Raw genomic sequence first — 14352 nt, forward strand, 5'->3', positions numbered from 1 at the left:
GTTCCGTTGCTGATCAGGCGAGGAACGGCGGAGCCAGCGTGACTACTCTAACCCTATTTCAGCCGGTCGGCAGAGGCGGGGGTTCATGCCGTAATCAATCAACCGTGCTCGCACGCATCGCCCAGGCGGGTGTATTCCAGCTTGTGGGCCACGCCTTTGCTGTCGACGTATTCCATCTTCGCCTTGACCGGCGCGCAGGGATTGTCGGAGTTGTTGGCACTGGTGACGCGCACCACTTTGGCGATGTCCAGGTCTTCGCTGTAATCGTATTGAGCGGTTTGCTCGGCCGTCGCAGCGGGCGCAGAGGATGTGGCGGGCTCGTTGGCAGACGCAAACAGGCTAACCAGGGAAAGGGCGACAAAGAGGGGGAATTTCATGATGGCGTGCTCGCATCCAGGTGACGTGCGAGCGCGCAGGAGAGTGGCTCGCTGATGGAGCCATCTTAGGCAGCGGGCTGCAGCGGCAGAAATGGTGGCTGTCGATAGCGCCCATCATTGCAGCTGATGAAGTCGTAGTCGCCCCTCGGCTCAACCATCTCAGCCCGGCCCGGCGCTGTACGCCAGGTCCGCGCGCAAACGCTGAACGCAGAAATCAACGAACGAGCGCACCTTGGATGACCCCCGTCGCCCCTCGACGTAGACCACGTAAACCGGCATCGGCGTGACCTCGAAGTCTTCGAGCACCGAGCACAACGTGCCCGCCTGCAAGTGTCGGCGAACCTGATACGACGGCACCTGGGTCAGGCCCCAGCCATCAATGGCGGCATGAATGGACGCAGTGAACGACGTCATCGACAGTCGCGACTGCACCTTTACTTCCTGGTGCTGGCCTTCGATGCGGAAGGTCCACGCGGGGCTGCGGCCGATGATCATCACGGAAACGGTCTCGCGCTCCATGAGTTCGCGGGGATGCTGCGGCGTGCCGTGGGCAGCGAGATAAGCGGGGGAGGCGCAGACCATGCGCCGGACGGTGCCGACCTGAATGGCAGTCATCGATGAGTCTGGCAACTCGCCGATGCGCACCGAGACGTCGATGCCTTCTTCCAGCTGCCCGGCAATCCGGTCCATCAACAGGCCACGGATCTGCACCTGGGGATGCTGACTCAGGTAGTCGGTCATGACCGGCGTGACGTGCAGGTCGCCGAACACTTGCGGCGCGGTAATGGTCAGCAACCCGCGCGGCGTCGCATGAATGCCGGCGGCGGCGCTTTCGGCCTCGTGCAGATCGGCCAGCAAGCGCCGGCAGTCGTCGGCGAAGCGCACGCCGGCTTCGGTCAGGCGCAACTGCCGGGTAGTGCGCACGATCAGCAAGGTGCCGAGCCGCGCTTCCAGCTGCGCGACGGCCCGGGTGACAGTGGCCGTGGACACGTTCAGGTTGCGCGACACCGCCGCGAAGCTGGGGCCTTCGGCGACGGCGGCGAAAAGGGTCATTTCCTGAATGCGGTCCACTGAGCGTCCGTTTTCGAGCCAACGAGAGCGGCAGTCTGCGGCAAATCCGGGCGAGCGGAAAGGTCTGATCCAGGCAGTCAGAAAAACACCCGGGCGGTCATGTTTGCTTGGTGCTCCGGCGACGCCTTCTATATTCTTGCTGACGCTGGACTCCTCGAACCAAAGGCCGGCGCTCGACACGGCAAGGGCCAGACCCGCATTCACGCAAGGCCAAAGGAACGCAGATGAGCACCACCAGCACGCCGCTCTCCGGCGTCAACCAGCCATTGAAGGGCATCGCACTGATTCTGTTTGCGACCTTTCTTTTTTCCAGTCATGACACGCTGTCCAAATACCTCTCCGGCATCTACCCGATCATGATGGTGGTCTGGGTGCGCTATGTGGTGCACACCGGGCTGATGGCGTGCATTTTCATGCCGTCGTCGGGCCTGCGCGTGCTGCGCACCAAGCGCCCGGGCTTGCAGGCGTTGCGCGCGGTGTGCCTGCTGGGCACGAGCCTGCTGTTCACCAGCGGCCTGATGTTCATCCCGATCGCCGAGGCGACGGCGGTCAACTTTCTCGCGCCGCTGCTGGTCACGGCGCTGTCGGTGCCGCTGCTCAAAGAGACCGTCAGCCGCGGTCAATGGATCGCCGTGCTGGTGGGCTTCAGCGGGGTACTGGTCATCGTGCATCCCGGCGGCGAGCTGTTTCGGCCGGCGGTGTTACTGCCGCTGGGCTCGGCGTTCTGTTTCGCCTGCTACCAGTTGCTGACCCGTCTGGTCGCGGCCCATGACAGCCCGACGACCAGCAACTTTTTTGCCGGGCTGTTCAACAGCCTGTTGATGAGCGCCATCGTGCCGTTCTTCTGGCAGTCACCGGAGTGGAAGCACATTCCGTTCATGCTGGCGCTGGGCACCTGCGGCATGGTCGCGCACCTGATGCTGACCCAGGCCTTCCGCTTTGCCGCGCCGGCCATGCTGGCGCCGTTCGGTTATTGCCAGATCGTCTTCGCCGGGTTGTGGGGCTACATCGTGTTCAACCACTCGCCATCCCTCGCCGCACAAGCCGGCATCGCGATCATCTGCCTCAGCGGCCTGGCGGCTGCGTGGCAACAGCGCAAGAAGGGTGGGTGAGGCGTTGAGCCGATGGTTGTAGAAGGCGCAGGCGCTCTGCAATCCCGCCGCTTGCGTAGCGCTTCCGTAACCCGTCGGGGCGGCCCATAATCCACTCCTCCACCGTGGTCGTGAGCCCCGCATGAAAACCGTCGACGACAGTCTCGCTGAAGCGCCCGCAGATACGCGCCCGAACTTAGATGTCCTGCTAGAGTCACCCCGCAAGAGCCGCAAGAACAATCCGGAGAAAACCCGCGAGGACATCCTTCAGGCGGCCGTCGCCGAGTTTGTGTCCCAGGGGCTTTCCGGCGCGCGGGTGGATGCGATCGCCGAGCGCACGCAAACCTCGAAGCGGATGATCTATTACTACTTCAACAGCAAAGAGCAGCTCTACACCGAGGTGCTGGAGAAGCTGTACGGCGACATCCGCAACACCGAGAGCAGTCTCAAGCTGGACGTGCTCGCACCTGAAGAAGCGGTCAGGCGGCTGGTGGAATTCACCTTCGATCACCACGACCGCAACGTCGATTTCGTTCGCATCGTCTGCATCGAAAACATTCACAACGGCGCCAACGTCAAACAGTCCCCGACCATCCGCGAGCTGAGCCGGAACGTCTTGCAGGCGCTGGACGACACCTTGCGGCGCGGTGAGCGGGACGGCGTGTTCCGCCCAGGCGTACAGGCCGTTGACCTGCACATGCTGATGAGTTCGTTCTGTTTCTATCGCGTGTCGAACCGCCATACCTTTTCCGAGATTTTCCAGATCGACCTCGAGGAGGAAGCGGTCAAGGCCCGGCAGAAGGCGATGATCTGTGACGCGGTGATGCGTTACCTGCTGCCGTAATCGGGCGAGCTCCACGCCACGCTTGCCTGAGGACCAAACGATGTCGCAACGCCAATCCACGCTGATCGCCTTGTTGGTGGCCGTCACCTTTTTCATGGAAAACCTCGACGCCACGGTGATCGCCACGGCCATGCCGGAAATGGCCAGAACCTTCGGTGTCGCAGCGGTGGATCTCAACATCGGCATGAGCGCCTACATGCTGGCGATCGCCGCGTTCATTCCCCTCAGTGGCTGGCTGGCCGACCGACTCGGTTCACGACGGGTGTTCGGCGGCGCGATCGTGCTGTTCACGGTGGCTTCGATGTTGTGTGGCATCAGCGACAGTCTGGAAACCTTCGTTGCCGCCCGGGTGCTGCAAGGCATGAGCGGCGCGATGATGGTCCCGGTCGGGCGCCTTGCGGTCATGCGCGCCACTGAAAAGAAGGACCTGGTGCGGGCGATTTCGCTGATCACCTGGCCCGGACTGGTGGCGCCGATTCTTGGGCCGCCGCTGGGCGGTTTCATCGTGACCCATGCGTCATGGCCATGGATTTTCTACCTCAACCTGCCACTCGGCGTCATGGCACTCATCGCCACGTTGGTGCTCATTCCCAGGCGCAACGAAGTCAGCACCCGGCCGTTCGACCTGAAAGGTTTCCTGCTGCTGGGCGTGGCCTGCACCGCGCTGTTGTTCGGGATGGAACGGCTGGGGCAGGGCCATGGCAGTCAGTGGCCGGGCCTTGGGGTAACAGCACTCGGCGTGGTCAGCGGCGCACTGGCATGGCGACACATGCGCCGGCATCCGCAGCCGCTGATGAACGTCGCGGTGGTGCACATCCGCACCTTCAGCGTCAGTCTGCTGGGCGGCTCGGTGTTTCGGATCGCCATCAGCACATTGCCGTTCCTGCTGCCGCTGATGTTTCAGCTGGGCTTTGGCCTGTCCGCGTTCGACGCCGGGCTGCTGGTGCTGGGGGTGTTTGCGGGCAACCTGGCGATGAAGCCCTTTACCAGCGTGATCATGCAGCGCTGGGGCTTTCGTCAGGTGCTGTTGGTCAACGGTTGCATCGGTGTGGCGGCGATTGCGGCCTGCGCGCTGCTCGATCAGGCCATGGGCTGGCCGATGATTCTGCTGATCCTGTTCATCGGCGGTCTGTCCCGCTCCATGCAGTTCACCGCCTTCAATACCCTCGGTTTCGCCGACGTGCCCAAGCCGCAGATGAGCGATGCGTCGACGATGTTCAGCATGTGCTTCCAGTTGAGCATGGGCCTGGGCGTCGCGATTGCTGCGTTGCTGTTGCGTGGCGCGATGGTCCTGCATGGCAACGACGGGCACGCGGTAACCGCTGATTTCCAGCTGACGTTTATTGGCGTCGCGGTAATCGCGGCGTTGGCGCTGCTGGACAACCGCCGGGTGTCGGCCCAGGCCGGCGCGGCGCTGCTGCAACCCAAGGCCTGACCCGCTGGCAACCCACTAGCAAGCGTGAAGCGCCACTGGCCAAAACCACCAGGCGTTCTGCGCGCTTTGACTATTGCCCATCGGCGCGGCAGAGCGGAGTATTTCGCCACTCCAACAATAAAAGTGTAAGGACGACACAATCATGCAGATCGAAGGCAAGGTATTTCTGGTCAGTGGCGGCGCGTCCGGGCTGGGTGCGGCCACCGCGCAGATGCTCATCGACGCAGGGGCCAGCGTGATGCTGGTGGACGTCAACGCCGAGGCGCTCGCGGCTCACGTGGCAAAACTGGGCGGCAATGCCCGCGCCAGCGTCAGCGACATCACCCAGGAGAGCGCGGTTCAGGCCGCAGTGGATGCGACGCTGAGTGCGTTTGGCCAGATCAATGGCGTCATCAACTGCGCCGGCATCGTCGGCGCCGAGAAAATCCTCGGCAAAGAAGGTCCCCACGGCCTCGACAGTTTCAGTCGGGTGATCAACGTCAACCTCATCGGCAGCTTCAACCTGCTGCGGCTCGCCGCCGTGGCCATCGCCGAAAGCGCGGCCGACGCCGGCGGCGAGCGTGGCGTCATCATTAACACTGCATCGGTTGCCGCCTACGACGGCCAGATCGGCCAGGCGGCGTACGCGGCCTCCAAGGGCGCCATCGTCAGCCTGACCTTGCCCGCCGCCCGTGAACTGGCGCGCTACGGCATCCGCGTCATGACCATCGCTCCGGGCATTTTCGAAACCCCGATGATGGCCGGCATGACCCCGCAGGTGCGCGAAAGCCTGTCCGCCGGCGTGCCATTCCCGCCACGCCTGGGCAAGCCCGAGGAATACGCCGCGCTGGCGCGCCACATCATCGAAAACAGCATGCTCAACGGCGAGGTGATCCGGCTGGACGGTGCCTTGCGTATGGCCGCTCGCTAATCGAGGAAACTCCATCATGTCTTTGAACAAACGCCAGATGTCGAACGACGACCCCGTGGTGATCGTGAGCGCTGCGCGCACGCCCATGGGCGCCTTTCAGGGCGATCTCAAAAGCCTGACCGCGCCGCAACTGGGCGCCGCCGCCATCCGCGCCGCGGTCGAACGCGCGGGCATCGATGCCGCGCAGGTCGATGAAGTGCTGTTTGGGTGTGTATTGCCAGCCGGATTGGGACAGGCGCCGGCGCGTCAGGCTGCCTTGGGCGCCGGGCTCAGCGACGCCACGACCTGCACCACCCTGAACAAGATGTGCGGGTCGGGCATGCAGGCGGCCATCCTCGGCCACGACATGCTGCTGGCCGGCAGCGCTGACGTGGTCATCGCCGGCGGCATGGAGAGCATGTCCAACGCACCGTATCTGCTGGAGAAAGCCCGCAGCGGTTTCCGCATGGGCCACGGACAGATCATCGATCACATGTTTCTCGACGGCCTCGAAGATGCCTACGACCGAGGTCGACTGATGGGCACGTTTGCCGAGGAGTGCGCCGGGCTCGAAGGTTTCAGTCGAGAGGCTCAAGACGGTTTTGCGGTCGCCTCGCTGACCCGGGCGCAGGAGGCCATGAAGCGCGGCTGGTTCGACGCTGAAATCGTGCCGGTGGAAGTCACGGTCGGCAAGGAGCGCAAGACCATTCACCAGGACGAACAGCCGCCCAAGGCGAAGCTGGACAAGATTCCGCAGCTGAAACCGGCGTTCCGCGAGGGCGGCACGGTGACGGCAGCCAACTCAAGCTCGATCTCCGACGGCGCGGCGGCCTTGACCCTCATGCGCCAGTCCGAAGCCCGGCGACGAGGGCTCACGCCGCTGGCGGTCATCCATGGCCACGCCGCTTATGCCAATGAGCCCGGGTTGTTTCCAACCGCGCCGGTGGGCGCCATCGACAAGCTGATGAGCAAGACCGGCTGGTCACTGGCCGAGGTTGACCTGTTCGAAATCAACGAAGCGTTCGCCGTCGTCGCGCTGGTCACCATGGCCCGCCTGGAACTGCCCCATCACAAGGTCAACGTCCATGGCGGCGCCTGCGCATTAGGCCATCCCATTGGCGCATCAGGGGCAAGGATTCTGGTGACATTGCTGTCGGCGTTGAAGCAGCGAGGACTGAAGCGAGGGGTCGCGGCCATCTGCATCGGCGGCGGCGAAGCAACCGCCATGGCAGTCGAGCTTGTCGTTTAATATCAATGGCTTGCGCTATGTTTCGCATCTTAAATCTGCGACAACGAGTGACTGGTTGTCGCAATAAGAAAAGGTCTATAAAACAATGAGTTACACAACAATCCTCAAAGAAATCAGAGGTCGGGTTGCGCTCTTGACCCTCAATCGTCCAGAGGCGCTTAACGCCTTGAATGCGCAGCTCATCAGCGAACTCAATCACGCCCTTGATGAACTGGAGCGCGATCCTGGCATCGGCTGCGTCGTCCTGACCGGCTCGGCAAAAGCGTTCGCCGCCGGGGCCGACATCAAGGAAATGGCCGAGTTGAAATACCCACAGATCTACCTGGATGACCTGTTCAGCGACAGCGATCGTGTGGCCAACCGCCGCAAGCCCATCATTGCTGCCGTCTCGGGCTTTGCCCTGGGCGGCGGCTGCGAGCTGGCGCTGATGTGCGACTTCATTCTGGCGGCCGACAACGCCCGCTTCGGTCAGCCGGAAATCAAGCTGGGCGTGCTGCCGGGCATGGGCGGCACTCAGCGTCTGACCCGCGCGGTGGGCAAGGCCAAGGCCATGGAGATGTGCCTGACCGGTCGCATGATCGACGCTGTCGAGGCAGAGCGTGCCGGGTTGGTCGCGCGCATCGTGCCTCAGGAACAGTTGCTGGATGAGGCGCTGAAAGTCGCGGCCGGCATTGCGGCGAAGTCGTTGCCGGCGGCCATGATGGTCAAGGAAAGCGTCAACCGCGCCTTTGAAGTCAGCCTGGCCGAAGGGATTCGTTTCGAGCGCCGGGTTTTTCATGCAGCATTCGCCAGCGAAGACCAGAAGGAAGGCATGGCGGCGTTCATCGAGAAGCGCGACCCGGCGTTCAAGCATCGCTGATTCAGGTCAGGGCGGTGGCGCGTCTCAGGGGTGTCTTCTGGCTCCGGCGTGTATAAAATGCGCCGGTCGCCGCGGTTCACCCCCGGCCTGTCATTATCGATCACCCTATTTTCAGCGTTTATCGTCATCGGCCCGGCGTGCAAGTCGCGACGGATCCGAGCGATTTATCGCCACCGGAACAAGAGAGCAATCATGGGCGCACAGTGGAAGGTCAAACACAAAGAAGCGGCAGCCAACGCCAAGGGGCGTATTTTCGGCAAGCTGTCCAAGGAAATCATGATTGCCGCGCGCTCCGGCGCTGACCCCGACATGAACGCGCGCCTGCGTCTGGTGGTCGAGCAGGCGAAGAAAGCCTCGATGCCGCGCGAGACCCTCGAACGCGCCATCAAGAAAGGCGCCGGGTTGCTCGGCGAGCACGTTCACTTCGAAAAGCTCACCTACGAAGGCTTCGCGCCGCACAAAGTCCCAGTCATCGTTGAATGCCTGACCGATAACATCAACCGTACCGTGTCCGAGATCCGCGTGCTGTTCCGCAAGGGCCAACTGGGCGCCGAAGGTTCGATCACCTGGGATTTCGACCACTTGGGCATGATCGACGCCGTCGCCGCTAAAGACGATGCAGATGCCGAAGAAGCCGCCATCGAAGCCGGCGCCCAGGACGTTGAACAAGGCGATGAAGGCGTTGTGACGTTTTACACCGACACCACCGACCTCGACGCCGTGTGCAAGGCGCTGCCTGAGTTCGGCTTCACCGTTGAATCCGCCAAGATCGGCTATCGCCCGAAAAACCCGGTTGAAGGCCTGAGTGAAGAGCAGATGGCCGAGGTAGAAGCCTTCCTAGAAGCGATCGACAGCCACGATGACGTGCAAAACGTGTACGTCGGTCTGGCGGGCTGACGCTGACTGGCCATTGTAGGACCGGCTTTAGCCGGGAAGGCGTCAGTGAGCACACTTCGAAATTGAGGGTGCCCGCGCTGGCCTGTTCCCGGCTATAGCCGGTCCCACTGAATGATCGCGAGCACAGGGTAGGACCGGCGTTAGCCGGGAAAGCCTCTTGCGTCACACCGCGAAATTGAGGGTGCCCGCGCTGGCCTGTTCCCGGCTAAAGCCGGTCCCACTGAATGATCGTAAGCACAGGGTAGGACCGGCTTTAGCCGGGAAAGCTTCTCGCGTCACACCGCGAGATTGAGGGTGCTCACGCTGGCCTCTTCCCGGCTAAAGCCGGTCCCACTGAATGATCGCGAGCACAGGGTAGGACCGGCTTTAGCCGGGAATGCGTCGGTGGGCACACTTCGAAATTGAGGGTGTCCGCGCTGGCCTCTTCCCGGCTAAAGCCGGTCCTACTGAATGATCGCGAGCACAGGGTAGGACCGGCTTTAGCCGGGAAGGCGTCGCTGAGCACACTTCGAAATTGAGGGCGCTCACGCTGGCCTCTTCCCGGCTAAAGCCGGTCCCACTGAATGATCGCGAGCACAGGGTAGGACCGGCGTTAGCCGGGAAGGCGTCGGTGAGCACACTTCGAAATTGAGGGTGCTCACGCTGGCCTCTTCCCGGCTAAAGCCGGTCCCACTGAATGATCGCGAGCACAGCGTAGGACCGGCTTTAGCCGGGAATGCGTCGGTGGGCACACTTCGAAATTGAGGGTGTCCGCGCTGGCCTCTTCCCGGCTGAAGCCGGTCCTACATTTGCGCGGCGTCCTAATGACAGGGTCTCACTGACACGCCGCAGGCTTAGTGGGACCGGCTTTAGCCGGGAAGGGGCCAGACGTCACACCCCAAAATCTCCAGGGGTCAAAACTGTCGCTCAACCTCCGCGAACCCAGGCCGCTGCATCACATCCGCTTGCACGCACCGCTGCTCCAACTCCCGCAGGCCGGCAGTCTCCACATCGTTTGCCTCGCAACCGTCCAGCAATTCCCCCAGCAATACCCCGAACGCCCGCACTTCAATACGTTCCAGCCTGCGTCCCGTTTCTTCATCCGGGTAGAACGCCGCCGCGCCGAAATCTCCCAGCAGGCTATCCCCACCCTCGTTCCAGAGGATGTTGTGGCCGTACAGGTCACCGTGGTTGATGCCGTGGGCGTGCAAATGTGCGCACGCCGCTGCGATCCCGGCGGCCATGCGCTTCACGGTCGCAACGCTCAGCCGGGTACCGGCATACGTGTCACGGGTGCAGGATTCCAGGGTCGGCGGGCGTGCGAGGGTCACGAACGAGGGAGAAATCAGCGCCATCACCAGACCGCGAGCACCCTGCGGGTGATCCTGAATCTGCCCGAGCACCGGAATCAGATGAGCATGACGCCCGGCCGCAATGCACGCCTGCATTTCGTTAAGCGGTGAGCCGTCGCTGGTGACATCGCCTTTGTACAGCTTCACTGCAACGTCCAGCGCCGACGCGTCGTCATCCGCGCGCAACTGCGCCTGCTGAATCACCCCGGAAGCGCCTTCGCCCAGCACCTGTTGCAGCGCCAGTTGCGGCCAGGGAATCTGCCGGATCGGCTCTTCGGTGTGGATGTCGTTCAGCGGATTGCCGGCAAACGCCAGCCACGCGAGGGCGGGCATTTCCAGTAGCCAGCGCGGCAGTTCGTGGATCTCGTTGACCGCGACCCGCACCAATTCCAGGCGCTTGCAGCGGGCCAGTGATTCCGGCAGTTGCCGCAGCCGGTTGCCCGCGAGCATCAGCTTTTGCAGCTGCGCGCAGTCGCCGATGGCGTCAGGCAGGGTCTCGATGCGGTTGTCGGTCAGCACCAGCGAACGCAGCGCTGGCGGCAACGCGTTGGCCGGCACATCGACGATCTCGCAGGCTTTGAAGCCGACGAAGAACAGCTGCTCGCACTGGCCCAGGCACTCCGGTAGCCGGGTAAACGGATTGTTGGAGCAGAACAGGATTTTCAGGCGCTTGAGACGGTGCAGGTCGTCGGGCAATTCGGTCAGCCGGTTGCCGCTGAGGTCCAGCACTTCCAGCGAATCGGCGAGGCTGAAAATCTCCTCGGGAAATTCGCCGAGGGCGTCGCTGAGATTGAGCCGCGTGATGCCTGCCAGTTTGCCGGCACGCAGGTCTGCAAGGGTGTGCATGGGGGGAAGGGCGCCTGTGATCAATGAGCGCGCATGATACCCAGTCGTCGGGGCCGGTGCTCGGTTGGTCGCGAGCACGACGGGCGGCGGATCAGCTCAGGCAGCGATCCAGCAATTGATGCATGCGCTCAAGGGACGGCGCCGATTCGGCGTACAGAATGCGGTAGACCATGGGCGCGACGACCGCATCGACCAGTTCGTCGGCCGAAGGGCTCTGTTCACCGCGTTCCCGGGCGCGGTCGATGATGATTTGCAGTTGATCGCGGACCATGTTCAGGCACTTGCCCGAGCACAAGGTCGCGCTGCTGGCGACCACGTCGCGCATCATTTCGCGGCCCGGCGCCGAATTGGTTTCTTCGAGGTAGACCTCGACCCAGGTGCGCAGGTCATCGCGCAGGTTGCCGCAATCCACCGGCTCATCGGGGCGCAACCGCTCGACAGCGGCGTCCGCCAGCAATGAGGTCAGGTCGCCCCAGCGGCGGTAAATGGTTGACGGCGTGACACCGGCACGGGCCGCAATCATGGGCACGCTGAGGGCCGAACGCTCTTGCTCCTGGAGCAGATCGCGAACCGCTGCGTGAATAGATGTCTGCACCCGGGCACTGCGGCCGCCGGTGCGAATGCCTTCTTTGATAGCCATGGTGCGGACCCTAACACAAAGTAGTTGCTTTAAGCAGACGCTGCTCGCACACTCTTAACGCTAATTAGTAGCTTTTGTGGCGTGCTTTTTCGGGAGAGTGTACTCGTGTCTGATTCTTTGCAGAACCCGCAAGTCGATGGTCGGGGGCGCAGCCACTTGGGATTTCTGGCCTTCGTGCTGCTGTGCTTCTTCGCCGCGTCCAGTGCGCCCACGCCGCTCTACCACCTCTATCAACAGGCGTGGGGCTTTTCCTCGGCGCTGTTGACGGTGATTTTTGCTGTTTACGCCCTGAGCCTGTTGGCCACGCTGCTGGTGTTCGGCTCGCTGTCGGATTACCTCGGCCGCCGCCCGGTGATATTTATCGGGCTGCTGCTGGAGATCGTCTCGATGCTGCTGTTCATCGCCGCCACCGATGTCAGCTGGCTGATCGTCGCGCGGGTGCTGCAAGGCGTGGCGACGGGCATCGCCACCAGCGCGTTGGGTGCCGCGATGCTCGACAGCGATGCGCAGCAGGGTCCGCTGCTCAGCAGCATCACGCCGATGTTCGGCATGGCACTGGGCGCGCTCGGCACCAGTGCGCTGGTGGAATACGCGCCGCTGCCAATGGGCCTCGCCTATGGCTTGCTCCTCGCGGCGTTCATGGGTCAGGCGGTGTATCTGTTGCGGGTCGCTGAAACGGTGACGCTGCAGCCGGGCGTGATGAAAACCCTGCGGCCGCGGCTCGCCGTACCTGCGCAGGCGAGGGGGACGTTGTTGCTGGTGCTGCCCGCCGACATCGCCGCCTGGGCACTGGGCGGATTCTTCCTGTCGCTGGCACCGTCGCTGCTGACTGCCGCCACCGGTTCGACCTCGGTGCTCAACGGCGGCTTTGCCGTGGCAGCGCTGACCATCAGCGGCGCGATTTCGATTCATAACCTGCGTCTGCGCGCGCCCCGTCTGGCGTTACTGGTGGGCTGCAGTTTTCTGGCGATCGGGGTTTCAGTGATTCTGGCGGCGGTGAATCTGGGCTGGCTGTGGCTGTTCTTCACCGGAACCGTGGTGGCGGGGATCGGCTTTGGTGCGAGTTTTCTTGGTGCCATGCGCCTGTTGCTGCCGTTGGCCCACGCCCACGAACGGGGTGCGCTGATGGCGGCCTTTCTGGCCCTGAGTTATCTGGCGTTCTGCATTCCGGCGCTGGTGGCCGGTGTATCGATCAAAACGGCGGGGCTGGTGACCACCACCAATGTTTACGGTGGGGTGGTGGTCTTGCTGGCGGTGTCGGCGCTGGCCGGTCTGCTGATTCAGCCAGCCGGGCGGGCCAGGGCCGCCTGATCCGCCTTACCGGTTGTGACGCAGAATCGAGAAATTCAGTGCCGCCGCCACGGTCAGCCAGACCAGATAGGGGAACAGGATCAGCCCGGTGATCAGGTCCAGCTGGATCCCCAGCATGACCATGGCGGCAACCACCAGCCACAGCAGGGAGATGATGATCATGCCCGCCATGATCCGGTGGGCGCCGAAGAACACCGGCGTCCACAGCGTATTCAAGGCAATCTGCGCGGCCCACAACGCCAGCACGGTCTGGCTGCCGGGGATCAGGGTCAGGCGATAACCGGCCCAGGCCAGCAGCAGATAAATCGTCGTCCAGGCCACTGGAAACAGCCAGTTGGGCGGGGTGAAACGTGGCTTTTGCAGCGACGCGTACCAGCTGCCCGGTTTGAAGAGGATGCCGGTGCTGGCCGCCGCGCCGCAGGCGATGAGGAAGATGTAGAAAGTCATGTGGGGTCCTTTGCTGAAACCATTCGAAGTGCAGGCCGTGGGGCCGTCTCGGCATTGGATACGTCTGCGCCGGAAAAATCCGTATGAGCGCACAGAGATTAACCGCGAGCCAGATGTGCCCGTGCCCAACCCTCGGCATCAGTGACCGCAATGCCTTGCTGATCATTGAACGTCTGCGTCACGTCCCATGCCACGCCGCGCCCCATGGCGAACACTGCGCGGTATTTGCGCAGGTTGTCGTCGGGCATCTCCTCAAGGGCCGCCAGCAACTGCGGCACGCTGGACGCTCGGCGCTCGAACGTCCGTCCGGTGACGCGCTCAAGCAGATCGGCCAGATCGGCGTAGGTCAGGGTCTCGCCAGCGGTGTACACCACCTGATTGATGAAGCGCGGGCTGTGCAGGACGATGGCGGCGGTCAGGGTGCCGATGTCTTCCGGTGTCGTCACCGTGACCGCCGTGTCCAGGCTGCCCAGTGCATTGACCCGCCCGCCAGGCAGATCAACCACCCCGAACGCCGGATCGAACAGGAAGCTGGTAAACATGCCGGTGGAAATGATCAGCCATTCGGTTCGGGACTGAGTGCGCAGCAAGTCGCGCACATCCAGTTGCTCGTCGAACAGGTCTTGCGGGCTGCCACGCCCAACCACGTCGTAGTCGACCCCGAACTGCCAGGGGATGTAGCGTTTGACTCCCGAGGCGAGGGCGGCCTGCGTCAGCTTGCGCTGGGTGCCCCGGCCGGCGCCAAAGCCCACGCAACTGATCACCGTGTCGAAACGGCCGAGTACCGCAGCAAGTTCATCCACCGAGGCGTCGGCAATGTCAGCCACTTCAATGGCCGCGCCGAGGGACCTGATCGCGGCGATTTCCTTTTGCTTTTCCGGGGAGGCGCTTTCGACACTGGGCTGGCGCAACAGCACGCTGATGCTCGCCGATTCGTCAGCACGCACGGCCAGGCCGCGCAATACGGCAAGGCCCAGTTCGCCGGCGCCCAGGACCAGAATGTGTTGTTTGACGTTTGAAATATCAGCCTGCATGGTAAGCCCCTGTTTGACGCACTTAACGTGA

General features: G+C 63.1%; 14 protein-coding genes. 8 read left to right on the forward strand and 6 right to left on the reverse strand.

Annotated features, from left to right (window positions below):
* Positions 1 to 98: 98 nt before the first annotated feature.
* Entirely contained in the window at positions 99 to 377 is a 279-nt protein-coding gene (locus L4G42_RS04800; protein ID WP_237252003.1) for a DUF2790 domain-containing protein, read from the reverse strand.
* A gap of 159 nt (positions 378 to 536) precedes the next feature.
* Positions 537 to 1448 (reverse strand): LysR family transcriptional regulator, encoded by a 912-nt coding sequence (locus L4G42_RS04805; RefSeq protein ID WP_237252004.1) that lies wholly within the window; start codon positions 1446 to 1448, stop codon positions 537 to 539.
* Positions 1449 to 1672: 224 nt separating this feature from the next.
* Between L4G42_RS04805 and L4G42_RS04810 the strand changes: the two genes are divergently transcribed.
* From L4G42_RS04810 to L4G42_RS04840, 7 genes are all read left to right on the forward strand, one after another.
* Entirely contained in the window at positions 1673 to 2560 is an 888-nt protein-coding gene (locus L4G42_RS04810) for a DMT family transporter (RefSeq protein ID WP_122537176.1), read from the forward strand.
* 121 nt (positions 2561 to 2681) lie between these two features.
* Positions 2682 to 3383: a TetR/AcrR family transcriptional regulator gene (locus L4G42_RS04815; RefSeq protein WP_237252005.1), complete on the forward strand. Its 702-nt coding sequence runs from the start codon at positions 2682 to 2684 to the stop codon at positions 3381 to 3383.
* Between the two features lie 40 nt (positions 3384 to 3423).
* Positions 3424 to 4818, forward strand: coding sequence for a DHA2 family efflux MFS transporter permease subunit (locus L4G42_RS04820; RefSeq protein WP_237259527.1), 1395 nt, complete (start codon positions 3424 to 3426; stop codon positions 4816 to 4818).
* Positions 4819 to 4960: 142 nt separating this feature from the next.
* Positions 4961 to 5728 carry an SDR family NAD(P)-dependent oxidoreductase gene (locus L4G42_RS04825; protein WP_237252007.1) on the forward strand — a complete coding sequence of 256 codons (768 nt, stop codon included), beginning with the start codon at positions 4961 to 4963 and terminating at the stop codon, positions 5726 to 5728.
* Positions 5729 to 5765: 37 nt separating this feature from the next.
* The gene (locus tag L4G42_RS04830; protein ID WP_237252132.1) at positions 5766 to 6956 is read left to right on the forward strand and encodes an acetyl-CoA C-acyltransferase; all 1191 of its coding nucleotides are present in this window, start codon (positions 5766 to 5768) and stop codon (positions 6954 to 6956) included.
* An 85-nt stretch (positions 6957 to 7041) separates the two neighbouring features.
* Positions 7042 to 7815, forward strand: coding sequence for an enoyl-CoA hydratase (locus L4G42_RS04835; RefSeq protein ID WP_237252008.1), 774 nt, complete (start codon positions 7042 to 7044; stop codon positions 7813 to 7815).
* Between the two features lie 192 nt (positions 7816 to 8007).
* Complete coding sequence (locus L4G42_RS04840; RefSeq protein ID WP_237252009.1) at positions 8008 to 8712, forward strand: YebC/PmpR family DNA-binding transcriptional regulator; 705 nt, start codon at positions 8008 to 8010, stop codon at positions 8710 to 8712.
* Between the two features lie 893 nt (positions 8713 to 9605).
* Here the strand turns inward: L4G42_RS04840 and L4G42_RS04845 are convergent.
* Positions 9606 to 10889 (reverse strand): leucine-rich repeat-containing protein kinase family protein, encoded by a 1284-nt coding sequence (locus L4G42_RS04845; RefSeq protein ID WP_237252010.1) that lies wholly within the window; start codon positions 10887 to 10889, stop codon positions 9606 to 9608.
* A gap of 91 nt (positions 10890 to 10980) precedes the next feature.
* A complete protein-coding gene (locus L4G42_RS04850; protein WP_122624928.1) occupies positions 10981 to 11529 on the reverse strand; it encodes a TetR/AcrR family transcriptional regulator in 549 nt (182 codons plus the stop codon).
* Between the two features lie 105 nt (positions 11530 to 11634).
* On the opposite strand from L4G42_RS04850, the gene L4G42_RS04855 reads away from it, so the two are divergent.
* Complete coding sequence (locus L4G42_RS04855; protein ID WP_237252011.1) at positions 11635 to 12840, forward strand: MFS transporter; 1206 nt, start codon at positions 11635 to 11637, stop codon at positions 12838 to 12840.
* Between the two features lie 6 nt (positions 12841 to 12846).
* On the opposite strand, the gene tspO is transcribed toward L4G42_RS04855, so the two are convergent.
* Together tspO and L4G42_RS04865 are read right to left on the reverse strand one after the other, a co-directional pair.
* Positions 12847 to 13287 carry a tryptophan-rich sensory protein TspO gene (gene tspO, locus L4G42_RS04860; RefSeq protein ID WP_237252012.1) on the reverse strand — a complete coding sequence of 147 codons (441 nt, stop codon included), beginning with the start codon at positions 13285 to 13287 and terminating at the stop codon, positions 12847 to 12849.
* 98 nt (positions 13288 to 13385) lie between these two features.
* Positions 13386 to 14321: an aromatic alcohol reductase gene (locus L4G42_RS04865; RefSeq protein WP_237260592.1), complete on the reverse strand. Its 936-nt coding sequence runs from the start codon at positions 14319 to 14321 to the stop codon at positions 13386 to 13388.
* Positions 14322 to 14352 lie beyond the last annotated feature (31 nt).

Origin of the sequence: Pseudomonas petrae, assembly GCF_021728295.1 — a bacterium.
In the GTDB taxonomy this organism is placed as follows: Bacteria; Pseudomonadota; Gammaproteobacteria; order Pseudomonadales; family Pseudomonadaceae; genus Aquipseudomonas; species Aquipseudomonas petrae.